Source organism: Mycobacterium sp. (assembly GCF_965230835.1).
In the GTDB taxonomy this organism is placed as follows: domain Bacteria; phylum Actinomycetota; class Actinomycetes; order Mycobacteriales; family Mycobacteriaceae; genus Mycobacterium.
The window spans coordinates 4,102,747-4,124,916 of sequence record NZ_CBDDLW010000002.1 but is presented as its reverse complement, the minus strand read 5'-3'; the positions used below and the strand labels follow the sequence as shown (position 1 = coordinate 4,124,916).

Genomic DNA, 22,170 nt, shown 5'->3' with positions numbered 1-22,170 from the left:
CGCCGGCCACGGTGTCCCCGCACAGGTGCACGTGGTGGGTCCTTGATGAGTTTCCGGCCGCAAGACCGCCTTTTGCGGTCGCATCGTCGCAGGCTGGCTAACTTTTTCGGCGCCGGTCGCCGCAGCCCGCTACCATCGCACAGTGTGAGCAAATTACTGGGCCGCCGACTTCTATTCGCTGGAGCGGGGACGGTGCTGCTGGCCGCAGCCGTGCTGACCGCCCCCGTTGTGATTCCTGCCGGCAACCCCGGTGCCGTCGCGCCGGCCGCGGCAGCTTGCCCAGACGCCGAGGTGGTATTTGCCCGCGGCCGCACTGAGCCACCCGGCGTCGGTGCCGTCGGCAACGCGTTCATCAACGATCTGCGCTCCAAGGTTCCCGGCAAGAATATAGGCGTCTACGCGGTGAACTACCCGGCTGACACTGAGATAGACCAAGGCGCCACCGACATGAGTCGGCACATCCAGAGTATGGCCGATAGTTGCCCAGACACCCGGCTAGTGCCGGGCGGCTACTCACTGGGCGCGGCAGTCGCCGACGTGATGCTCGCGGTTCCCACACCGGTGTTGCGCTTCAGCGATCCGCTGCCGGCTGGCGTCGACCAGCACATCGCCGCCGTCGCACTGTTCGGCAACGGAAGCCAATGGGTTGGCCCGATCACAAACTTCAACCCGGTCTTCAAAGACAGAACCATCGAGTTGTGTCACGGATCCGACCCGATCTGCAACCCGACCGACCCGAACACGTGGGAGGCCAACTTCCCGCAACATCTCCCCGAGGCCTACATTTCGTCTGGGATGACTAACCAGGCCGCCGACTTCGTCGCCGGTCGGCTGCAGTAATTCTCGTCGCCCCGATAGCCGCACGGAACGGCCGCGTCAGCCGGCCTTGTCTGTATTTTCGAGGACGGACCGGCTTACGGCCGCAGCATAAAGTCGAGAAACCACGCGTTCTGTAGCGCCGATTTTTTCTGCGCCGACGGCTTCTTCGCCCCCACACCGAAGGGGCTCTTCGACACCGAACCGGACAGGTGCAGCAGACCCAGGCCGGCAGCGAAGGTGGTCCTGGCGCGCAATTCAGCTTCCTCTGCGTCGAACCCATAGTCGCAGTACGCCTGCCGCACAGCCTTCAGCAACCGGCGGTCGGCCGACCGGACCGCCGCCTCGACCTTCTCATCCGACCGCGCCCACTCGCGCATCGCCCGTTCCAACTTCCAAAGTCGAGGCCTGATCAACGACGCCATCATCTGGGCCAGCCGCTCTCGCGGCGGCACGTCGCCCAGTCCCTCAATTTCACGACGGTCTTCATCGCGCAGTTGCGCCCACGATTCGATCAGCGCACTCCGATAGCCCTCCATGTCGACGAAATGCCAGTAAAAGCTGCCCTTCGTCACACCGAGGCGGGTGCAGAGTTGATCGAGTTTGAGCGCATTGAGCCCCTCTTCAGCAAGAGTTGCGTAGCCGGCCTGCAACCAATCGTCCACGGTCAATCGGCGATTTCCTGACGCGCGGCGAGTCGTCATGGACCTGAGCCTACGGCTCGCGGTGGATCCGGTCTCGGTGAGGAGTCCGGGCCAGATTCAAAGACGTCGATGAGACGTTTTGCGCGCTGCAATGGTATTCGCCGCACCTAGCGAGGGTAGAACCGCGCTTGCGCGGCGATGCGGGTCAGATGTCGGCGGTGGTGTATCTCGTTTTGACCGGAGGCGCGGCAAGCAGTGGAGGCAGCTCGGTCAGCTGGCCCGCGCCGGCGCGAAAGCTGCGGTAGGCCTCGTCCTGCTCGACGGTCGCCCACCGTTCGTAGATGAGCCAATGTGCTTCATCGTCCTCATCGACCAATACTTCGGTATCGAGGTTCCCGTCGAAAGCCCGCGTGTCGCGAAGCGCTCGGCCCATAACATCGCGCGCCGCAGCAACAGACTCGGGCTTAAATGTGAGTTCGAGTATCACAGTGACCGGCATGACCGTCTCCTTGTCGGGATTATCGCGTAATGGGTCGCGTCGAGGTCGAAAGAACGTCGCTCGACGGGTGAAGCCGTCAATGTCGCGGGTGTGTCGTTCCACCTTCGACCACGATCGCCGCAAGCGTGCCGGCGATGAATACGCGCAACCAACTCACGGGCGAAGACACGGCGCGATGATACGTCACATACGCTCGTCGACACCCGGCCGAGCAGACCAATCGGATAGCACTGCCGAGCGCGGCTAGCGCGAACTCAATCTCCGTACTCAATACGGTGGCGTAGCCGTTGCAACCCAGCTTCGACACGTCGAGCCAGGATTCCATTGGCCAGAAAGGTGGTAATCCAGCCCGTTAACAATCCGGCGAACTCGACGGTGACCGACATCGATACCGACGCGCCACCTTCGGCTGAGGCAACCTCAATCTGCGCGCTGTGCCGCGTGCCGCGTTGGGAACGCCAGGCGACGGCGTGGCCGCTCGGCGGCTCGACCAGTACCCGGCCCCCCACATGGACAGCTCCGACGTCGAGGTAGATATCCCATTCCTGCGAGCCATCGGGATTTCGAGAAATGAGATCGAACGAGCCGAAACCATTGATGATCGGAAAAACTAACTCCGGGTCAGTTGCCACCTTCGCGACCTCATCAACGGGCCGACGCACCAGCACGGACCTGGTAACACCCCTCATCAGCCCAGCACCGGGATAACCGTCTTTGCAGCGAGGCTTGTCAGAGCAACCTGCATCCGGGAGGTCACGTAGCCATATGCCTCGTCCCAATCCGGGTCATCGCCGAACAACTCGCGCAGGTCGATGGGCGGCAGCACCTGAATCCGAATCTTGGCCGGGAACGGGATATGCGGCAGGTCCCCCGGTAGCAGACCCCACGGCAGACTGAAGCTGATCGGCACCGACTTCACCCGAAGCAACTTGTCGAAACGAAGCATCTTCGCGGTTTTCCGGCCGTCGTTGAAAACAAAAAACGTCTCCTGCCCGCCGGTAGCAACAACAGGCACGATTTTCACCCGGCGTGCGTGGGCCAACTTCAAAAAGCCCTGCCGGCCGTCGAACACTAACGTGTTGCGGTCCTTCCAGGGGCGCAGCGCCTCTACGTCACCGCCTGGGTAGACGAGCACGTTGGCCCCTTCCCCCAGAACGTCCGCCGCGGCTGTGGGCCCGGCTTGAACCATGCCGAACTTGCGGGCCATATTGCCGATCAACGGCATACGCACCACAAGCTCGTGGGCCAGAGCGACCAAGGGACGGCCCTCCACAGTGAAGTAGGTGTGGTAGGCGAGAGTGAACACGAACGTATCGGGGATGTTCGCTCCGCCGCTGTGATTGCCGACGAAGAGGACCGGCTCGTCGGGGACGTTCTCGAAGCCGTCCACCTCAGCTCGGAAGTACAGCTGAGCAGCCAGCCAGAGCCGAGGCAGCATTTCTCGAATGAACTCAGGATCGCGGCCCTTGAGCCCGTCCGGGGTTTTTGCCAGCTCCCTGCTCTGGCTGTCCCCTAGTCCCGTCACGATGGCTCCTACTCTTTGGCGGGTGACATCATCCTGTGCTGACCTAATTGTCCTGCAAAACCGGCACTGGCGTCCCGAACTTCGGGATAGTACCTTCTGGCTGCCGCGCCGGTAGCCAATCAGTACTACGACCATCGAAACCTCTGGACCCCATCGGATACGGCCTAGGACTCATTCCTTTTCCTCGTCGGCCGGGGGCGGGCGAAACGCGTCCCGCTCACCGAAAAGCGGGCGACGCAAATGCGGGTGCCCGTAGACCCCCTCGGCGTAGGCCGTCTCGGCGTGCTGAGTGAGATCGACACCGCTCACCTCGTCCTCGGCTCCGACCCGGAACCCCATAACCCGCTCAATCAACGCGGCAAGCGCATAGCTCACCGCAAAGGCGTAGAGGCCAACCACCACCATCGCCAAAGCCTGCTTGCCGAGTTGCCCTATTCCGCCGCCATAGAAAAGTCCCTGCGGACCGTCAGTCATCACCGCGGTGGCGAACAGCCCGATTAACAGCACGCCGACCACACCGCCAACAAAGTGCACGCCGACGACGTCGAGTGAGTCATCGTAGTTGAGTTTGAATTTCAGCCCGATCGCGAACGCGCAGACGATACCGGCAGCCAACCCAACGACAACGGCGCCGAGCGTGTCCACCGTGCCACACGACGGGGTGATCGCTACCAGGCCAGCAACCACTCCCGACGCGGCACCGAATGTAGTGGGTTTGCCATCCCGGATTTGTTCCACCGCAAGCCAACCGAGCATGCCCAAACATCCGGCGACCAGTGTGTTCAGAAAGATCGCGGACGCTAATCCATTGGCAGCCAACGCCGATCCTGCATTGAACCCGAACCAACCGAACCATAGCAACCCCACACCAAGGAGCACGAACGGCAAGTTATGTGGGCGCATAGCCTCGACATTGAAGCCGATACGCGGACCGAGTACCAATGCCAGCGCTAACGCGGAGGCGCCCGAGACGATCTCCACGACCAAGCCGCCCGCATAGTCGAGCACGCCTAGCTGGAAAAGCCAGCCGTTAGGCGCCCATACCCAGTGCGCGACAACAGAATACACCGCCACAGCCCAGACCGGGACAAACACTATCCAGGCCGCGAACTTGGCGCGGTCGGCGATCGCGCCACTGACCAGGGCGGCAGTCAGGATCGCGAAACTCAACTGAAAGGTGACATACAGCAGCTCGGGAACCGAACCGCTTACCGACCCCGGGTCGATCCCCCGCAGCCCCACGTGCTCCAACCCGCCGAGAAACCCGCCCGCACCGCCCTCGGAGAATGCCAGGGTATAACCGAACAGCAGCCATGCCACAGTGACCAGCGGTATGGAAATGAAGCTCATCATGATCATGTTGAGCACACCGGTGGTGCGCACCATGCCCCCGTAGAAGATGGCTAACGCAGGCGTCATAAGCTGCACAAGTGCCGTGCTGACCAGCAGCCAGGCGGTAGCGGCGGGATCGATGTCCAACTCTAGGGCTCCTTCGATTGTCGTCGATGAGAATGATGAGAACGTGGCGCGACGCTTCAGACAGACGCTAGCGGGCGCGATGTATGCGATGCCGCCATCGATATCACCACCCCATCGAGCCGGGATCGCCCTTAAACGGGCCGACCACCCAGCTGGTGATCCAGCCACCGTAGAAGTCGCCTGGTTGCGGCACGACCTCCTCACCATTGACGGTGCAACGGTCGACCTGGCCAGCCATCACAGCGACAGCCTGGGCGATAGGTTCGAAACCCGATGTGGGATTGGGATAGTTCCATGCCGCCTTCCTGGCGACCTTCGACTCGGCGACGATGTCGAAATAGCGCGCTTTGCCCTTCCACTCGCACCACGATTCGCCAGGAGCGTCCTGAAGCACACCGTCGCCGAACGCGGCCCGCGGCAGATAGTAGGTGGGAGGGTGGCTGGTTTCGAGCACTCGCCAGCTATCACTTGTCGAGACGATCACCTGACCTGCGATTTCAACAGTGATCCGCCCGCCGAACCATTCCAGCCGCGGCGGCCTCGGATAGTCCCACACCGATTCCTGACCCGGCCCCGGCGTCTGCGGTCGTACACGCATGGTCTTCGACCATACGTGCGCTTGAACTCATGTGCCCCTAGAGAGCCGCCTACAAACTTGAGGCCAGACGGGCACGGCTCTGGTCGGCAGCCGCTCGGATGGCACGCCGACCAGCAGTAAGTGCCCCAACTGACAACGGCGGCTCGCCGAAACCGCCTAGAGTGTGGGGGCGGTATTGGTGGATTATCATCCCTTATGACCAAATCCGCTGGCCTTCGCTGAATCGGGAGGCGGCGGGATTGATGCGGTGCACGGCCATAGCATGGTGACCCGACTGACGGATCGGATAGCTCGGATGGTTTCGTGGCCGATGCATCGGATGTCGATCGAAGACCGTCGCGCGGCTATGGATGCTCTGATGGTAGTGCCGTCCGGCGCTGCGATCTGGCGGTTCGCGGTGCTGATGTTTCTGTCGAGCCTCATCGCGGCCATCGGGCTGCTGCAGAATTCCGCGGCCGTGGTGATTGGCGCGATGATGATCGCGCCCATGATGGCACCGATCATGGGGATTGCCGCCTGCCTGATCATGGGCTGGGGAAAGCGGCTACTGCGCGGGCTACTATTGGTATCTGTTTCCGCGGCCGGTGCGGTCGCGGTTGGGTGGGTGTTCGCAACGTTGCTGGCGGTCGCCGGAACCGGACTGCCCAATCAGGTCGTCGAACGGTCCAGCCCCGACATCCGAGACCTTCTGGTTGCGCTCGGGGCAGGCGCTGCCGGCGCATACGCCACTGTCCACAAGAAGATCTCTGGAGCACTGCCCGGTGTCGCGGTCGCCGTGGCCGTCGTCCCGCCCCTGGCCGCAGTTGGTGTGCTACTCGGATACCGGCAAGCACAGCTAGCTCGTGGCGCGGCGCTGCTTTTCGTAACAAACCTCGTCGGAATCGTGTTGATGGCAGTCGTCGTGTTTTTGCTGACAGGTTTGGTCCCCAAACACCGGTTCGATACGCATCGCCACTGGATCATCGGTTCTGTCGTGATGGCCGGCGCATCCGCTCTGGCCATCACTTTGATCCTGACACCCCGGTTTATCACGATCAGTGGCCGCGCCCATGATCTCAAGGTCGCCACCCAAACAGTCACGAATCTACTCAGTGCCGATGGCCGACTCAGCAACATCACGATTTCCGGTAGTACGGTCCGAGCCGACATCATCGGCCCAACGGCACCGCCACCGGTGCAAGACGTTTCTGCGGCTCTTAGCCGCGCCCTAGGCAATCCGGTCACGGTCCAATTGGGGTGGATACCGGAGCAGGATCCAGAACACAGCAAACCGGGTATAAAGCAGCTGCCACTAAGCGAGCTAAGCCCGGTGGTCGAGAAGTGGCTAGGCAAACAATCGCTGACGTTGCAGGGGCTCAGTTACGAGTCGGGAGCCCTTGTCGTCTCAAGCGCAGGACCACACCCCCCCACCAGCTCCGCCGACCTGACCACGCTGATCAGCGCGCGGTTCAACTCCGCGATGCCGGTTAGCCTCGCCTGGACCCATGTGCCCGAGTCTGGCGGGTCCGATGACGCCGAGACCGCTCTAAACACCGTGCGCGAGACTGCCAAAGCATGGGTTTCGGCAAGACCGAACACCGCGGTCTTGAGCGTCACAGGATCTGCCAACGCAATCACGGTCACCATCATCGGGCACCAGAAACCAGATGTCCGAGTCCTCGAAGCCGATCTTCGAACTGCCCTACCGCAGGCCACGATCGCTATTCAATGGGTACCCGGCGATCTATTGGCCGTCGATACGCCTACACCGACGAAGACACCTGGACCGTAGCGCACCCGGCTAGCACCGGCTGATCCTTGTTTCAGGTCGCGAATCCGGATGCGCACGTCGACGACAAGACCAGGAGATCTGAGGTCTATAAGCTGGTGACTACGCATCTGTGGTGGTAGTGAGAGGTGACGCCATGTCTGCACCATCAACTGAGGTCTTTGATCGCTTGCGCGGATTGGCGGCGATCGAGAACGTCAACGCACGTCCGACGAAGACGATCGACGAGGTCTTCACCGGAGAACCGCTGACGACGATACCGGTCGGCACGGCCGCCGACGTCGAAGCAGCATTCGCCAAGGCACGAAAAGCGCAGGTCGCCTGGGCGAAGCGGCCGGTTCGAGAGCGGATCGCGGTCGTCCGCCGCTATCGCGATCTGGTCGTCGAAAACCGTGATTTCCTGATGGACCTGCTACAGGCCGAGGCTGGCAAGGCCCGGTGGGCAGCCCAGGAGGAAGTCGTCGATCTGATGGCGAACGCGAACTATTACGTGCGGGTCTCTGAAGGTTTGCTGAAGCCGCACAAAGTACAGCCACTGCTGCCCGGCATCGGCAAGACCACCGTCGCCTATCAGCCTAAAGGCGTGGTCGGGGTGATTTCACCGTGGAACTACCCGATGACGCTCACCGCATCGGACTCGGTACCCGCGCTGATTGCGGGCAACGCGGTGGTGCTAAAGCCGGACAGCCAGACGCCGTACTGCGCGCTCGCTTACGCTGAGCTGTTGTACACGGCGGGTCTGCCGCAAGCGCTCTACGCAATAATGCCCGGTCCTGGCTCAGTGGTCGGCACCGCGATCACCGACAGCTGCGACTACCTGATGTTCACCGGTTCGTCCGCTACTGGCAGCAGCCTCGCTGAGCAGGCGGGCCGACGACTCATCGGGTTCTCGGCCGAGCTGGGCGGCAAGAACGCGATGATCGTGGCGCGCGGCGCCAACCTCGCCAAGGCGGCCAAGGCGGCCACCCGCGCGTGCTTCTCGAACGCCGGCCAGCTATGCATCTCCATCGAGCGGATCTACGTTGAGAAGGATATCGCCGACGAGTTCACGATGAAGTTCGCCACCGCGGTGCGCAACATGAAACTCGGTACCGCCTACGATTTCTCAGTCGACGTGGGCAGCTTGATCTCCGAGGCTCAGGTAAAAACGGTGTCGGGTCACGTCGACGATGCAACAGCTAAGGGCGCCAAGGTGATTGCCGGCGGCAAGGCGCGCCCGGATATTGGACCGCTGTTCTACGAGCCGACCGTGCTGACCGGTGTCACACCCGAAATGGAGTGCGCCGCCAACGAAACGTTCGGACCTGTCGTCTCGATCTACCCGGTCGCCGACGTGGACGAAGCGGTGCAGAAGGCCAACGACACAGAGTATGGGCTCAACGCTAGCGTGTGGGCGGCCACGACCGCCGAAGGCGAGCAGATCGCCGCCCGGTTGCGTTCCGGCACAGTGAATGTCGACGAGGGTTATGCGTTCGCGTGGGGCAGCCTTAGCGCGCCGATGGGCGGGATGGGCCTCTCCGGCGTGGGCCGTAGGCATGGCGCCGAAGGCCTGCTCAAGTACACCGAGGCGCAGACGATAGCGGCCGCCCGAGTGCTCAATCTTGATGCGCCGTTCGGCATTCCGTCGGCCTTGTGGCAGAAGTCGCTATTGCCGATCGTCCGTATGGTGATGCAACTTCCCGGGCGCAGGTAAGCGGCGCCGCCCAGCCGCTCACGCCAGCGGAGCCAGAGCTTCGGCCAACGCGTCGAAGGTGTCGCGGCGCGCGTCACCAAGCATCGCGCGATCGGGCACGATCACCTCGTCGACTCCCTCGTCGCGCCAGATCGCCACAGACTCTGCGATGCGGGCCGCGCTTCCGTGGATCACCGGCAATGTCATTCGCTCGGCCGCTGCCGCAGCCCGTTTTTCCTGTTCGGGGGTGTTGGTGACGATGATCAGCGCCTGGGTAGAGCGCGTGATGGTTGTCGGGTCCCGGCCTTCACGTTCACACGCCTCGTCGAGTTTTTTCGCCGTGGCCCGGAATCGGCCCGGCGACGACCAGTGGTTCCACTCCGCCGCGTAGCGAGCGGTGAGCCGCAGCATTCGCGGACCGGTGGTCCCAATCAGTAGCGGCAGCGCCGCTAGCACTGGTTTGGGGTCGCATGGCGCATCGTCAAGCTGGTAATAGCGGCCGTGCAGTGTGGTCCGCGGCCGAGTCAACAGTCCGCTGATGACGTCGATTCCCTCCGCGAATCGATCCACCAGCTCTCGAGGCGTGCCCAACTGGAGCCCGTAGTGCTGGTGTTCGTTGACCTGCCAGCCGGCGCCAAGGCCCAAGGTCAACCGCCCGTTGCTGACATGGTCGACAGTAGCGGCCCAGTTAGCCACCACTGCGGGATGCCGATACGTCATCGACAACACCAAAGTCGCTAGCCGGACCCTCGATGTCGCGACGGCCAGCGCCGTCACCGCGCCGGTGGCCTCGAGCATCCCGGTCTCTGCGTCGGGGTGCTCTGCGCTGGCCATGAAGTGATCGGCGACGTAAACGCCGTGCCAGAAGCCGGCGTCGGCCTGCCGAGCCAGATCCATTACCCCTGACCAGGGCTGGCCAGCACTAGGCCAGACAGAAAACCGCATGGCCCGAGTCTACGAAGTCCCGCTACGAATGTCCCCGAGCGGCCTGGACAAGCCCGTGCTTCGCCAGGAAGTCGCGCGCATCACCGGCATTTCGCGCAGCCATCTCGATGTGGGACATATGCCCCATGTCGTCATAGATCACGTGTTCTGCGTTTGGCGTATCACGTGACAACCGCAAGCCGGCGTCGAGTGAGACGATCTTGTCGTCCCGGCCAAGGAGGAACAGCGCCGGGCAGGTGATGCGCGAAAGACCCAGCACGTCCTCATGGTGAAGGGCCTCGTGCGAAACCAGGCTGACAAGGACACCCCGGTTCTTCTCGTAGCGGAACAGTTTGAACTGCCGATCGATGGCGGCCTTTGAGATCGCAGTTCTGTTTTGGAAAAACTTCGCGTATTGAAATTTCGAAAATAGCCGGTAAGAGCCGAAGTTCCGCAGTAGCGATCGACCGAGTCCGGACTGGGCGGCGGTCGCCACGGCACGCGGCATCTCCAGGCAGTTCTCGTCTGTGTAGCCGCCGGGTGAGGACAAGATCATCGCTGCGGGCACACTCGGGTTGGCCAGCACGTAGCGCAACACTGTCTCGCCGCCGAATGAATGTCCGACAACGACGAAGTCCGTCAGCTCAATGGCGGCAACAAAGTTGGCAACGAACCGCGCGAATCGGTTGGTCGAGTAGATCCCGTCTGCGAATGGGGCCGTGAGACCATGACCCGGCAAATCAAGGGAAATGAAACAGAATTGGTCACCGAAATGGGCGATCCAAGGCTGCCACACCGAAAGAGAATCGCCGCCGCCATGGATCAGCAGCAATGTTCGCTTCGACCGGTCGCCCTGGACTGTGAAATTCACGTCCATACCGTCGGGTAACCGCAGCGTATCGAACGCGAACTCGGCGACGTCGTCCCGCGACAGGCTGGTGCTGAACAAGCCTCTTCTGATCAGGACGGCCGACAAACCCAATGCAGACAGAATGATCCAGAAGATGCGTCTCAACCTGTTCACCCTTTCGCCTCTGTTGGTCGTTGCCGGACGCAACGCCCGCCGGATACCTCGCGTTCATCCGGGAACGGCGCCGACTAAGCGAACCCGCTAGTCTCGAACGAGCGAGCAAAGACTACGCTGGCCAGCTTCCAACCGTGATCCGTTCGGACAAGCGAGAATCGGTAGGAACCCACAATGAACTCGGTCGTGCTGCCTTCCGGACCGTTGACTCGGAAATGACTCGTCGTGACATGTGAACGGAATTCTGCTAGCGAGCCATCGATTTCGACGATCTGATTCCCGATCTGATGCTGTGTTGCGTCGTAGGCAGACAATAGCGAGCGCCACTGATCCGTGAACGCCTCCGGAGTTGACGTAGTCGCGGGTTTTCCGGTGATAGAGGAGAAGTCGGCATGAAACGGATCCGTCATCATCTCGCGAACGGCATCCCAGTCGCGTTGGTCAACTTCCATCAAGAACCGAGCGACAAGATTCATGATCGCCACGTAATCGTCCATCTTGGCCTCCTGGTTGGTGCCACGCTGGCGGGCAGATCTTGGGCCGCACATCCTGGGCGCCATCGCGAAATGTGATGTCGCTTTCGTGCGGCGGCACTTCAGCTTCGGCCGCCAACACGAGACTCACCCTCCAATCGCACTCATGGGCCGGGCCGGCTGCTGAAACCCAGCTGCGTTAATACCGTGTCCGGCCTTCTTCGCCCAGATGGCGCTTCGCCACTGTTGTCCGATCGCGAGGTCGTCGCCGCCAGCTCGGAGAAGACCGCGCAAGTCGGTCTCGCCGGTGGCGAAGAGGCAGTTGCGCAGTTGGCCGTCGGCGGTGAGCCGCACTCGGTCACAGTCTCCGCAAAAGGGTTTGGTGACCGATGCGATGACACCCACCGACGCAGGTCCGCCGTCGACGAGCCAGCGTTGAGCCGGCGCGGCACCGCGCGGCTTGGTGTCAGGGGTGAGAACGAACCGTTGCTGGAGCCGATCGAGGATCTCCCCCGCGGTGATCATCGATGCCCGGTCCCACCGGTGGTCGGCGTCGAGGGGCATCTGCTCAATGAAGCGCAATTCGTAGCCGCTTGCCAGGCAGAAGTCGAGCAGATCAGCGGCTTGGTGTTCGTTGATTCCTCGTTGTAGCACGGCATTGACTTTGACGGGTGTAAGCCCGACAGCCACCGCGGCGGACAAGCCGTCCAGAACATCATGGAGGCGATCGCGGCGGGTAATCGTTGCGTAGGCGGCGCGGTCGACGCTGTCGAGTGAGACATTGATCCGATTCAGGCCCGCTTCGGCCAGTACCTTTGCTTTGTGTTTCAGACCGAGACCGTTGGTGGTGATTGACAGATCCGGCCGGGGGCGCAGCGACGCCGCGAAGGAGATCAGCTCGGGCAGGTCGCGGCGTAGCAATGGCTCGCCGCCGGTGAATCGGATTTCAGCGATGCCCAGGTGGGTGACCGCGATGTGGAGCAGCCGCTGCAACTCGGCGGTGGACAGCAGATCTTCGCGGGGCAGCCATTCCACTCCCTCGGCCGGCATGCAGTAGGTGCAACGCAGGTTGCAATGGTCGGTCACCGAAACCCTCAGGTCGGTAGCGACCCGCCCGTAGCTATCGATCAAGGCAGGCGAATCTGGCCGCTGCGCCGTGGAGATAGGCGCAGACGGCATCCCCAACGCGGTGACCGGCACGGTCCTCCAAAGTCAGTGTTGCTGTCGCGTGTGCAGACCTATTGTCGCGCTTTGTCCGCAGATAGTCGATTCGACGGATACGCGGCAGGCTCGATGCGGGCGGGCACATTCTTGTGCCAGGGTGTCCCGGCCAGCCAGTCTCGCCGTTCCACGGACGTGAGGTCGTTGGGTGCGACACCGGTCTGGACTTGCTCGCCGTCCGCGCCGCGGTGATGGGTACCAAGGCCGTTGGGTAGCGATATGTGGCCTGCCTGCATCATGGGGCTCACCTCAATGAGCACCTCGGCGGCACCGCGCTCGGTAACCAATCGGGCACGGTCGCCACTCGTCACACCATGGCGCTGCGCATCGGCAGGGCTGATCCGCAGCGCTCCGTCCGCGTCTCGTCGACGCCATGTGGGATCGCGGATGATGGTGTTTGCGGTGAAGGTGCGCCGCTCCCCCGCCGACAGCACCAGCGGAAACTCGTCGGTGGTCCAGACGCCCGGATCGTCGACAATTCCGGCGAGTTGTTCGAGCAGTTCGGGCACGGCAATGGTGAACCTGCGGTCCGGCCGGTTGACGTAGTTCCACACGTTCGACCACTCGTCGATGGTGAAGGTGATACCGGATCTGTGAGTCAGGATGGCCTCGAAAAGCTTCTCACCAGGTTCGAAACCGGGTCCGGTGTATCCAGCGCCGCGCACGCCCTGCGGGTTGTGCAACGCACACAGGTGGGCGACCGCCCACAGACCGGCCGCGGGCCGGGCACCGTCGGGCAGTGTGCACCCGAGGGTTTCATACAGCAGGTAAGGAGACAGCATTGTGATCGCGGGGTCAGCCGCGAGGGCAGCGAAGAAGGCAAGGGTAAAGCTGTGCCGTCCCCCCTCGGCAGCGGCACGCAACTCGGCGATCCTGGCCTGGTCGACCACTCCGAGTGCGCGAATGACCCGAGCATAAATCTCCGGTTCGCTCAACGTGCCGGGCAACGGCTCCAACACTGGCGCCCGTAGCTGAAACACGTTGTGGGGGAACTCGAAATTAAAGAACGATGCCTCCCATTTCTCGAACTGCGAGCTCGCGGGCAAGACGTAGTCGGCCAGGCGCGCCGTCTCGGTCATCGCTACATCGATGACAACGGACATATCCAGTGCACGCATGGCGCGCCGCCACCGCGGCGAATCGGCCAACGAATGCGCAGGGTTGTTGGCATCGATCCAGATGGCCCGCAATCGATTCGGGTGGTCGGTGAGGATTTCCTCAGTAATCGAATTGCACGGAACCAGCCCGGCGATGATCGGCGCCTTGGTGACCGGGGTCCGCTTCTCGGTGCCGCCCGGCGCGACCACAGGCGCCATGGTCGCGGCGCGAGCGGCAATCTTGTCGAGAACGACTTTGGCAATACGGTCGGTCATCGGCGCGGTACGGGGGCGCCCGGCAAGCGCAGAAACCAGCTTGCCGACTCGCGCGGCCAGCACCGAAAATCCCGCCGCAAGCGCACTGGAAGTTTTGTCCCGCAGGAGATTCGGCGTGCGCTCCGGTTTTCCCGACGACGGCGATCCGGTCAGTGGCACGAGGCTGGAGTGCAGAAACATTGTGCCGGGTTCGCCGAAATTTCCGGTGAGAATCCAGACAAGCTTATTCAGGTAGGACACCAGAGTGCTGTGCGGCCCCTGCTGGGTACCGAGGTCTTCATAGGTCGTCACCGATGATGCCGTGCCGATACGATGCGCTGCGGCGGAAATGAGTCCCTCTGAAACGCCGCACCGTTGGGCATAGTCGGATATCGGTACTGCGGCAAGTGCGGCCAGCACGGAGTCGGATCCCGACGTGTGCGTGTTGATGAATTCGTGGTCGATCAGGTCGTCGCGGACCAAGACCGCCAGTAGTGCCGCCAAACACCAGGCGTCAGTGCCGGGGCGCACCTGGAGGTGAAAGTCCGCCATTTCGGCGGTCTCCGAACGACGCGGGTCGAGAACGATCATGGACCGCGCCGGGTCTCGTGCGATCTGCTTGAGCGTCGGCCGTGCCCGCGGAAAGCTGTGCGATTGCCACGGATTCTTCCCGACGAATACCACGACCTCGCTTTGTGCAAAGTCTCCCTTGGTGTGGCCGCCATATAACTTGCCGTCGACCCATATTTCGCCCGTCTTTTCCTGAGCGATTGCATTGGAGTAGTACTTTGCGCCAACGGCGGTTTGCAGCGCGGCTCCGTACATGCCGCCGAGATGATTGCCCTGGCCTCCGCCACCGTAGAAGAAGATCTTGTCTCCTCCGTAGGTGTCACGAACCTTCGCCAGTTTGGCCGCGATTTCGTCGATCGCGGTAGGCCAGTCAATCTCTTCGTATGTGCCGTCTGCGCACCTCCTCAGCGGTGTGGTGATGCGGTCCGGGTTGTTCTGGTAGTGATCGAGCCGCAGCGCTTTCTGACAGGTGTATCCCTGACTTGCCGGATGATGCTCGTCACCGTGTATGCGATCGAATCGGCGTCCGTCCAGCTTGATCTCGATGCCGCAGTTGCACTCGCACAGGATGCACGCGGTCGTGGAGGCGCCGTCACGCGATTTGAGGGTTGCGCCAGACTCGTCAGACACTTTCTGCCCCTTTTTATCTCACTTCTTTGTCGGCTCGGTATCGGCCGCCAGCTCAACTAGCCGCTGCCGTACTAGGTCCGGTCTCTCGTCGGCGATGAAGTGCCCGCAATCAACTTCTTCAAGCGTGTAGTCGTCGGCCCGCGCGTTGTCCGGCGACGCCAACGACCAATGCACAGCGAAGTCTTTGACCCCGAAGAGGGCACGAATCGGAACGGTCGCGCGGCGCCGTTCGCCCGAGCGCGCCGAGGCAGGTATTTCACGCAGCAGGAAGGTCCGATAGGTGTCCCGGCCGGCTCGCGCACACACCGGGTCGCGGAAACGCTCGGCGTAGATTCGGACGTCCGCTGAGTCGAAGGTGGCCCCGCGAGCTGCTTCGGTTCCGAAGACCAGCCGTTCGATCATCTTCGTGTGACGCTGCAGCGGCACCCCGAACGCCGCCATGGCCGGCTGGTATGCCAACAACCGCCACAGATGCGGGCCTAGCCTGCGCGGGGACTGCCATGGGTGGGCAATGTTTAGCGGCATGAAGCCGTCGAATCGCTCTGCAGCGTTGAGGATCAACAGGTAGCCGATCCAGCCACCCCAGTCGTGGCCGGCCAGCACGACCCTACCGAGGCCGAGTTCATTAAACAGCGCCAGAACATCTTGGGCGATGTCTTCTTTGGCCCACTTATGCGGCGGCGGGCCCGACCAGCCATAGCCGGGAAGATCGGGGGCGATGATGCGCAGTCCCGCCGGCGGGTCGGCGAGCAGATCCCGATACGCGTAGTGGTGTTGCGGCCAGCCATGCAGCAACACGACGGGTCTGCCCTCCGCGGGGCCCGCTTCGGTGACATGGAACCGAACGTCGCGCGCCATGACAAACGAACGCCGCACCCCGGTTATGGGCGGGGGTTGCGACAAGCCGGTGTCGGCATCGGCCACCATGACCGAAACTATAGAAAACATAGTTCCAACTTGCAATAGGATAGAATTTCTCCACAGGCGCGAGTCCACTAGTGCGAGCAGGACGGTATAAGGCGATGCGAAGCTACGACCAGTTCTGCCCTGTGGCGCGTGGACTCGACAAGATCGGCGGGCGATGGACGATGTTGATCATTCGCGAGTTGCTCCTAGGCCCTAAGCGGTACAGCGATCTCGAAGCAGGCTTGCCGGGAGTGACACCCAATGTCCTTGCCGCACGGCTCCGCGACCTTCGCACGACGGGAATCGTCCGGCGCACCAAGCTGCCGCCACCGGGCGTTGCGGTGGTCTACGAGCTCACCGATCTCGGAGAAGGTCTGCGACCTGTTGTCGATGCCCTGACTCGTTGGGGCCTACAGCTGCTCGACGGGCCACAACCCCGAGACAGCTTTCGGCTCGGCTGGCTGCTCGGTTGCCTGCGGGCCAGTTTCCGGCCCGAACTAGCCTCCGCCTTGTGGGAGACCTATGAGTTCCACGTCGACGGCGAGGTGTTCCACATTCGTATCGCCGACGGCGATATCGGGGTCCGGCACGGCCCCGCTACTGATCGGGCCTGTGCGATCTCCACGGACATGACGTCGTTGCTGGCAGTCGGCGGGCAGCTCATAGCACTAGACGACGCCGAAACACAGGGCGTGGTCAGCATCGAAGGAGACCGCGCCGCCGCTGAGCGTGCGATCACGATCGTCGGACCGCACCTGGAGGCGACCGGTGGCCAACACGGCATCATTGGCGCGGTCGGAGCTCGCTTCCAGCCCCAGGCGACGCGCGGCATTGACGAATCTTACGAATTCCGGGTGGACAACCTCGTCTTTCACGCAGTCGTCAGCGACGGTTCGGTCGAGATGGCTACCGGTAGGGCCGCCGCACCGGCCGCAACGCTTCGCACCGATCTAGCAACGCTGCTTGGCCTCGGCGCAGGCACAATTTCGTTCGCACAGGCCCTTGCCGCCGACGGCAGCACCCTTACCGGCGCGCCTGAGGCCGGACGACGAATGGCGATCGCATTCGGTGTCGCGGGCGCCACGCCCGGTGTCAGCAGCCTGCTTTGAGACAAAACCCATCCGCTCGGAGCCGTCGCTCGGGGCACATAGCCCGGACCGTCATCGCATCACCGCAACGCCTTGTGGCGGCCGCACAAGCATGTGACGATTGCCACAATGAAGGATCTCCACGACAAGGTGGCTGTCGTCACCGGCGGAGCCGGAGGCATCGGACAGGCCATGGGCAGGCGTTTCGGTATCGAGGGCATGAAGGTTGTGCTGGCCGACGTCCTCGCCGAACCGCTTGACGCGGCCACTCGCGCCCTCGCTGACGAGGGCATTGAGGCAGCGGGCATAGTCACCGACGTCACCGACTATTCCTCGGTCGAATCGCTGGCCAAAGAAACACGTGAACGCTTCGGCGCGGTGCACGTGGTATGCAACAACGCCGGCACCGGCGGAGTCTCCGAGGGCTACATGTGGGAACACGACCTGGCTGACTGGCGCTGGGGAATCGACGTCAACGTGCTGGGCGTGATCCACGGAATCAAGGCTTTCGTGCCCATCCTTCTCGAGCAGGGCGAGGGACACGTGATCAACACCTGCTCGGGCAACGGCGGATTCGCGCCGATCGCTCGAGGCGCCACCGGCGGACCGGCGATGGCGGTCTACCCGATGACCAAGGCCGCGGTGCTCTGCCTGACCGAGAGCCTCTACAGCCACCTGGAAATGACCGGCACGCACGTACGCACACATGCCTTTTTCCCAACCGGGTTCTTAAACACCGGCATCTGGGAGTCATGGCGACACCGGCCGGAACGCTACGCGGCGACCCAGAAGCGTCGCACACCCGAGCCGACTCTGGCCGCGGTGGTGGCACGCTTCGAAGCCGGCGGCGGCCGTGTCGAATTCACCCCGCTCGAGACGGTTGCTGAACAGGTGGTGGAGGGAATCCGGGCGGACAACTTCTGGCTGTTGGGACCGCCCACCCCCGCGGAGAAAGTCGTTAGCCGCAAGGCGGCGTCGATCCTCGGTCGCAGCGACCCCGACTACCTTATCGACGTTCTCAGCCAGAGTGCTGCCAAACAGCCTAATAACGAAGGAGAGAACCGTTGAGCACCAACGCAATCCGCTATGGCCCCCGCCCACCCGAAGCGCAAGTCGATAAAGAGGTCGACGCAACCAAGGCGCCCATCGCTACCGAGGCGGTGACGGTCACCTACCTCACCGATCCCGAGATTGTGGCCGCGGTGCTGCCCAAGCCGCTGGAACCGGCCGACGAACCACTGGTGCGGGTCCAGGTACAGCGAGTCCAGATAGCCGGCAAGCCTCCGTTCGGCTCGGCAGTTTTTTCCGTAGCGGCCCGCCACGGCGACCTGTGGGGCGACTACCCCCTCGTCATGCCCCAGTCCACCGAGCAATCGCTCACCGGCGGGCGCGAAACGTTCGGTGAGCCCAAGAAGCTGGCTCACATCACGCTGGAGCGCGACGGTGATCGCGTCAGCGCGACCGTTGATCGGCTGGGCTATGAGTTCATCGCAGTTGGCGGCCGGATCAGCGGGCAGGCGCCGTTGCCCCCCGACCAGGTAAACACCGAGTTCTACTTCAAATTCTTGCGCGCTCCAGACGGCAACGGCATCACCGACCCCCACCTGGTCTACGGCGAATACCACCGACACTACGAGCTGCTGGAAAGCATCGACGGCACCCTCACGTTGGGAGAATCGCCCCTTGACCCGGTGGCCGACATCGTGGTCCGTGAGATGCGGTCGATCACATGGTGCCGTCGGCGCACCATCCAGGTGGGGCGGATCGCGACGCGAGTGCCACAGGAGTGGCTGCTGCCCTATGTGCACCAGCGATACGACGACCCCCCTGCCCAGAACACCTTGCCGGCCACCCCCCGCCCCGAACCGGCGCAGGCGTGACGCATGGAGCGGTACACGGTCATTTCAGCTGATTGTCACGCCGGCGCGGACTTGCTCGACTATCGCGAGTACCTCGATCCGCGATACCGCGACGAGTTCGACGGCTGGGCGAAAACCTATGAGAACCCGTTCGCCGACCTCACCGACACCGATGCCGAACATAACTGGAACAGCGAGCGGCGTAACAGCGAATTGGATCGGGAAGGCATCGCTGGAGAAGTCCTGTTCCCCAATACTGTGCCGCCGTTTTTTCCGCATGGAAGCCTGGCTACCTCGCCACCGACAACGACCCGCGAACTTGAGCTGCGCTGGGCCGGCCTGCGCGCACACAATCGCTGGTTGGCCGACTTCTGCGGCTTGTCACCCGAGCGGCGCGCCGGTGTGGGCCAAATCCTGCTCGGGGACCTCGACGAAGCTGTCGCCGAGGTGGCACAAATAGCCAAGCTTGGGCTGCGCGGCGGCGTGCTGCTGCCCGGGGTACCCCCCGGCACCGGTATCCCGCCGCTTTATGCCGAGCACTGGGAACCGCTTTGGGCGGCCTGCGAGGAGGCGGGCTTGGTGATCAACCACCACGCCGGCGGCGCCGGGCCTAGCCCGACCGACGGGTGGGGCAGCTCGTTGGCGGTGTGGGTGTACGAGACACACTGGTTCGCGCACCGGGCGCTGTGGCACCTGATCTTCAGCGGCGCACTCGATCGCCACCCAAACCTCAACCTGGTCCTGACCGAACAGGGCGCCGGATGGATACCAGCGACGCTTGACTCGCTCGACGTCGCAGCCGCCCGATACGGACGGCCGAACTCGGCGATCGCCCGCTTCGCCGGACCCAGCGCCGGTGCGCTGGCCCTTAAGCCCAGCCAGTACTGGGCCCGGCAATGTTACGTAGGCGCCAGCTTCCTTCGCCCGGTCGAGTGCGCCGAGCGCTACCGAATCGGCGTCGACCGGATCATGTGGGGAAGCGACTACCCGCATCTCGAGGGGACCGCTCCCTACACCCGGGAGGCGCTGCGCCACACCTTCAGCGGCGTGCCGACTGACGAGGTGGCAGCCATGCTAGGCGGGAATGCCGCGGCCACCTACGGCTTCGACCTCGAAGCGCTCGCCCCCCTGGTGAACCACATCGGCCCGACCGTAGCCGAGGTGGCCGAGCCACTCGCGACCGTGCCCGTCGACGCCAGCAGTACCGCCTTCGAGGACGACCCCATCCGTGCCTGGTAGCGAAAGGACCATCGTGGACCCCTACATCATCATCTCCGCAGACTGCCACGCCGAGCTGCCCACCGAGCAGTACCGCGAATACATCGACCCTGAATACCGAGAGGACTTCGAGTCGTTCCTGGCAGAGAAAGCCGCCGCGTTGCAAGTCGGCGGCTTCATCGATGAGCAGTTCGCCGAGCAGTGGTTTTCCGAGCACGGCGACGGCATCGCCGGCGGATGGGACGTCGGTCTGCGGGACAAAGAACTCGACGGCGACGGGGTGGTCGGCGAGGTCATCTTCCCCGACGCCGACGCCGTCACCGGAGTGGCCGGAGCACCGTTTGGCGCCGGCCTCGCGCAGTCAGGCGACCTGGACCCCGGGCGGGCCATGGCCGGGGCGCGCGCCCACAACCGCTGGCTGGCTGAGCTGTGCAGCCACAGCCCCGAACGGCGCGCCGGAGTCGCTGTCGTGCCGATCCTGGCCGATGTCGACGCCGCGGTAGCCGAGATCACCCGAGCGGCCGAGTCCGGGCTACGCGGCGGGATCATGATCCCGGCGCTGTGGTCCGGCTACCCGCCATACCACGACCGCCGATACGACAAGGTCTGGGCCGCATGTCAGGACCTGCAGATGCCGGTACATACCCACGTCGGCGCCGCCCCCCAGGAGGAGTACGGCGGACACCTGGGCATCTATGTCACCGAGGTCCGTTGGTGGGGGGTCCGACCGCTATGGTTCGCCTTGTGGTCCGGGGTGTTTGAGCGGTTTCCCCGGCTGCGATGGGGCGCCACCGAGTGCGGCGCATTTTGGGCCAACGACCTGCTCTGGCTGATGGACACCCGCTACCTGCGCGAGCACTCGGCCAAAAAGATGAGCCGCCAGATGGAGGGTGATCTGACGATGCCCCCCTCGGCTTACTTCGACCGCAACTGCTTTATCGGAGCCACTACCACCGAGCGCAGGGAGCTAGCGCGGCGCTACGAGATCGGTGTTTCGAACATGCTGTGGGGAAACGACTTCCCCCATCCGGAAGGCACCTGGCCGCATACCCGTGACTGGCTGCGGCGCTCGTTCTGGGATATTCCCGTTGAGGAAACCCGACAGATCCTGGGCCTGGCGGCTGCGCAGGTGTACAACTTCGATCTGGGCGCCCTGGCACCCCTTGCCGAGCGAATCGGCCCCACCCCTGAGGATCTAGGCCAAGAAGATGCGGTGAGCGTCCCCAAGTGGGAGGAGGCCCGCCGAGCCGGACGTCACTGGCTGACCGATGCGGAGCCGTTGGCTAACCCCACGGTGGACTAAGGAATCGAGCAGCCAAGATCTAGCGACTCAGCTGCGACCGACCACCGATAGCGCTGGCTCGTTCTGCATACCGCATTCACGAAACGTTGAGCTCCCAGCGCAAACTCTCGGGACCCGACATCATCGTCTAGAGCCGCGTATGGAATAACGAGATGGCACGCCAGTAGTAGATAATGGACGCGGAGGTTACTTATGGCCGGGCAGATTCCCATCGTCGACTATCTCGTGCTCGACGATGGCGAACCGCACCTCGTCGCACAGGAATGCCTCAAGTGCCACGCACGGTTCTTCGACCGGCGTAACGCGTGCGCGGGCTGCTTTTCAACCGAGTTCGTCGCAGTCCCGGTCGCGACCGAAGGCACGGTGCGGACGTTCACCATTGTCACTTTCGCCGCACCGGGAATCCCGACCCCGTTCATCGCGTCCGTCGTCGACTGCGACGGCACCCAGGTACGCGCCAACATAATCAACATCGATCCCGATCCCGAACAGATCAGCGACGGGATGAAGGTGCGGCTCGCGACCTACCCCATCGGCACTGACTCTGCGGGTACCGAGGCGATCGGATTCGGTTTCGAGCCGGCGCCGTAACCGACGTTCA

At 63.2% G+C, this 22,170-nt stretch carries 21 protein-coding genes; 9 read left to right on the top strand and 12 right to left on the bottom strand.

Features of this window, described 5'->3' with window-relative positions:
- The first annotated feature begins 144 nt into the window (after positions 1-144).
- Complete coding sequence (locus tag ACO07W_RS18950) at positions 145-840, top strand: cutinase family protein (RefSeq protein WP_421845211.1); 696 nt, start codon at positions 145-147, stop codon at positions 838-840.
- Positions 841-914: 74 nt separating this feature from the next.
- Here the strand turns inward: ACO07W_RS18950 and ACO07W_RS18945 are convergent, their stop codons facing one another.
- The 6 genes from ACO07W_RS18945 to ACO07W_RS18920 all read right to left on the bottom strand — a co-directional run bounded on the left by ACO07W_RS18945 (position 915) and on the right by ACO07W_RS18920 (position 5,561).
- The gene (locus ACO07W_RS18945; RefSeq protein WP_421845210.1) at positions 915-1,520 is read right to left on the bottom strand and encodes a TetR/AcrR family transcriptional regulator; all 606 of its coding nucleotides are present in this window, start codon (positions 1,518-1,520) and stop codon (positions 915-917) included.
- Positions 1,521-1,665: 145 nt separating this feature from the next.
- Complete coding sequence (locus tag ACO07W_RS18940) at positions 1,666-1,959, bottom strand: putative quinol monooxygenase (RefSeq protein WP_421846105.1); 294 nt, start codon at positions 1,957-1,959, stop codon at positions 1,666-1,668.
- A 254-nt stretch (positions 1,960-2,213) separates the two neighbouring features.
- Positions 2,214-2,648 carry an SRPBCC family protein gene (locus ACO07W_RS18935; protein WP_421845209.1) on the bottom strand — a complete coding sequence of 145 codons (435 nt, stop codon included), beginning with the start codon at positions 2,646-2,648 and terminating at the stop codon, positions 2,214-2,216.
- A complete protein-coding gene (locus tag ACO07W_RS18930) occupies positions 2,648-3,484 on the bottom strand; it encodes a 1-acyl-sn-glycerol-3-phosphate acyltransferase (protein WP_421845208.1) in 837 nt (278 codons plus the stop codon). Before ACO07W_RS18930 ends, ACO07W_RS18935 begins: the two co-directional genes overlap by 1 nt.
- 171 nt (positions 3,485-3,655) lie before the next feature.
- Complete coding sequence (locus tag ACO07W_RS18925; RefSeq protein ID WP_421846104.1) at positions 3,656-4,903, bottom strand: ammonium transporter; 1,248 nt, start codon at positions 4,901-4,903, stop codon at positions 3,656-3,658.
- A gap of 163 nt (positions 4,904-5,066) precedes the next feature.
- The gene (locus tag ACO07W_RS18920; RefSeq protein ID WP_421845207.1) at positions 5,067-5,561 is read right to left on the bottom strand and encodes a DUF427 domain-containing protein; all 495 of its coding nucleotides are present in this window, start codon (positions 5,559-5,561) and stop codon (positions 5,067-5,069) included.
- A gap of 262 nt (positions 5,562-5,823) precedes the next feature.
- Here ACO07W_RS18920 and ACO07W_RS18915 point away from each other — a divergent pair, with 262 nt between their 5' ends.
- Both ACO07W_RS18915 and ACO07W_RS18910 read left to right on the top strand, forming a co-directional pair.
- Positions 5,824-7,332: a DUF389 domain-containing protein gene (locus ACO07W_RS18915; protein ID WP_421845206.1), complete on the top strand. Its 1,509-nt coding sequence runs from the start codon at positions 5,824-5,826 to the stop codon at positions 7,330-7,332.
- 133 nt (positions 7,333-7,465) lie between these two features.
- Positions 7,466-9,022 carry a succinic semialdehyde dehydrogenase gene (locus ACO07W_RS18910; protein ID WP_421845205.1) on the top strand — a complete coding sequence of 519 codons (1,557 nt, stop codon included), beginning with the start codon at positions 7,466-7,468 and terminating at the stop codon, positions 9,020-9,022.
- 18 nt (positions 9,023-9,040) lie between these two features.
- On the opposite strand, the gene ACO07W_RS18905 is transcribed toward ACO07W_RS18910, so the two are convergent.
- From ACO07W_RS18905 to ACO07W_RS18880, 6 genes are all read right to left on the bottom strand, one after another.
- The gene (locus tag ACO07W_RS18905; RefSeq protein ID WP_421845204.1) at positions 9,041-9,946 is read right to left on the bottom strand and encodes an LLM class flavin-dependent oxidoreductase; all 906 of its coding nucleotides are present in this window, start codon (positions 9,944-9,946) and stop codon (positions 9,041-9,043) included.
- Between the two features lie 22 nt (positions 9,947-9,968).
- Positions 9,969-10,940: an alpha/beta fold hydrolase gene (locus ACO07W_RS18900; RefSeq protein WP_421845203.1), complete on the bottom strand. Its 972-nt coding sequence runs from the start codon at positions 10,938-10,940 to the stop codon at positions 9,969-9,971.
- 83 nt (positions 10,941-11,023) lie between these two features.
- Positions 11,024-11,446: a nuclear transport factor 2 family protein gene (locus tag ACO07W_RS18895; RefSeq protein ID WP_421845202.1), complete on the bottom strand. Its 423-nt coding sequence runs from the start codon at positions 11,444-11,446 to the stop codon at positions 11,024-11,026.
- Between the two features lie 123 nt (positions 11,447-11,569).
- Complete coding sequence (gene moaA, locus ACO07W_RS18890; protein ID WP_421845201.1) at positions 11,570-12,622, bottom strand: GTP 3',8-cyclase MoaA; 1,053 nt, start codon at positions 12,620-12,622, stop codon at positions 11,570-11,572.
- Between the two features lie 38 nt (positions 12,623-12,660).
- On the bottom strand, positions 12,661-15,195 hold the full coding sequence (locus tag ACO07W_RS18885) for a molybdopterin-dependent oxidoreductase (protein WP_421845200.1): 2,535 nt from the start codon (positions 15,193-15,195) through the stop codon (positions 12,661-12,663).
- A gap of 18 nt (positions 15,196-15,213) precedes the next feature.
- Positions 15,214-16,122 carry an alpha/beta fold hydrolase gene (locus ACO07W_RS18880; RefSeq protein WP_421845199.1) on the bottom strand — a complete coding sequence of 303 codons (909 nt, stop codon included), beginning with the start codon at positions 16,120-16,122 and terminating at the stop codon, positions 15,214-15,216.
- Positions 16,123-16,217: 95 nt separating this feature from the next.
- Here ACO07W_RS18880 and ACO07W_RS18875 point away from each other — a divergent pair, with 95 nt between their 5' ends.
- The 6 genes from ACO07W_RS18875 to ACO07W_RS18850 all read left to right on the top strand — a co-directional run bounded on the left by ACO07W_RS18875 (position 16,218) and on the right by ACO07W_RS18850 (position 22,160).
- Positions 16,218-17,210 (top strand): winged helix-turn-helix transcriptional regulator, encoded by a 993-nt coding sequence (locus tag ACO07W_RS18875; protein WP_421845198.1) that lies wholly within the window; start codon positions 16,218-16,220, stop codon positions 17,208-17,210.
- Positions 17,211-17,318: 108 nt separating this feature from the next.
- On the top strand, positions 17,319-18,257 hold the full coding sequence (locus ACO07W_RS18870) for an SDR family NAD(P)-dependent oxidoreductase (protein WP_421845197.1): 939 nt from the start codon (positions 17,319-17,321) through the stop codon (positions 18,255-18,257).
- Positions 18,254-19,069: an acetoacetate decarboxylase family protein gene (locus ACO07W_RS18865; RefSeq protein ID WP_421845196.1), complete on the top strand. Its 816-nt coding sequence runs from the start codon at positions 18,254-18,256 to the stop codon at positions 19,067-19,069. The genes ACO07W_RS18870 and ACO07W_RS18865 overlap by 4 nt, the downstream gene beginning before the upstream one ends.
- A 3-nt stretch (positions 19,070-19,072) precedes the next feature.
- Positions 19,073-20,287 (top strand): amidohydrolase family protein, encoded by a 1,215-nt coding sequence (locus ACO07W_RS18860; RefSeq protein WP_421845195.1) that lies wholly within the window; start codon positions 19,073-19,075, stop codon positions 20,285-20,287.
- Between the two features lie 13 nt (positions 20,288-20,300).
- Positions 20,301-21,569 (top strand): amidohydrolase family protein, encoded by a 1,269-nt coding sequence (locus ACO07W_RS18855; RefSeq protein ID WP_421846103.1) that lies wholly within the window; start codon positions 20,301-20,303, stop codon positions 21,567-21,569.
- Positions 21,570-21,761: 192 nt separating this feature from the next.
- Complete coding sequence (locus tag ACO07W_RS18850) at positions 21,762-22,160, top strand: Zn-ribbon domain-containing OB-fold protein (RefSeq protein WP_421845194.1); 399 nt, start codon at positions 21,762-21,764, stop codon at positions 22,158-22,160.
- The last annotated feature ends 10 nt before the right edge of the window (positions 22,161-22,170 follow it).

Excerpts from the sequence above, each read along its gene's own strand:
- ACO07W_RS18850 (WP_421845194.1), top strand. The coding sequence starts at position 21,762 with ATGGCCGGGCAGATTCCCATCGTCGACTATCTCGTGCTCGACGATGGC.
- ACO07W_RS18895 (WP_421845202.1), bottom strand. The coding sequence starts at position 11,446 with ATGGACGATTACGTGGCGATCATGAATCTTGTCGCTCGGTTCTTGATG.
- ACO07W_RS18910 (WP_421845205.1), top strand. The coding sequence starts at position 7,466 with ATGTCTGCACCATCAACTGAGGTCTTTGATCGCTTGCGCGGATTGGCG.
- ACO07W_RS18925 (WP_421846104.1), bottom strand. The coding sequence starts at position 4,903 with ATGACGCCTGCGTTAGCCATCTTCTACGGGGGCATGGTGCGCACCACC.
- ACO07W_RS18875 (WP_421845198.1), top strand. The coding sequence starts at position 16,218 with ATGCGAAGCTACGACCAGTTCTGCCCTGTGGCGCGTGGACTCGACAAG.
- ACO07W_RS18920 (WP_421845207.1), bottom strand. The coding sequence starts at position 5,561 with ATGCGTGTACGACCGCAGACGCCGGGGCCGGGTCAGGAATCGGTGTGG.
- ACO07W_RS18905 (WP_421845204.1), bottom strand. The coding sequence starts at position 9,946 with ATGCGGTTTTCTGTCTGGCCTAGTGCTGGCCAGCCCTGGTCAGGGGTA.
- ACO07W_RS18940 (WP_421846105.1), bottom strand. The coding sequence starts at position 1,959 with ATGCCGGTCACTGTGATACTCGAACTCACATTTAAGCCCGAGTCTGTT.
- ACO07W_RS18935 (WP_421845209.1), bottom strand. The coding sequence starts at position 2,648 with ATGAGGGGTGTTACCAGGTCCGTGCTGGTGCGTCGGCCCGTTGATGAG.
- ACO07W_RS18945 (WP_421845210.1), bottom strand. The coding sequence starts at position 1,520 with ATGACGACTCGCCGCGCGTCAGGAAATCGCCGATTGACCGTGGACGAT.
- ACO07W_RS18880 (WP_421845199.1), bottom strand. The coding sequence starts at position 16,122 with ATGGTGGCCGATGCCGACACCGGCTTGTCGCAACCCCCGCCCATAACC.
- ACO07W_RS18915 (WP_421845206.1), top strand. The coding sequence starts at position 5,824 with ATGGTGACCCGACTGACGGATCGGATAGCTCGGATGGTTTCGTGGCCG.
- ACO07W_RS18870 (WP_421845197.1), top strand. The coding sequence starts at position 17,319 with ATGAAGGATCTCCACGACAAGGTGGCTGTCGTCACCGGCGGAGCCGGA.
- ACO07W_RS18860 (WP_421845195.1), top strand. The coding sequence starts at position 19,073 with ATGGAGCGGTACACGGTCATTTCAGCTGATTGTCACGCCGGCGCGGAC.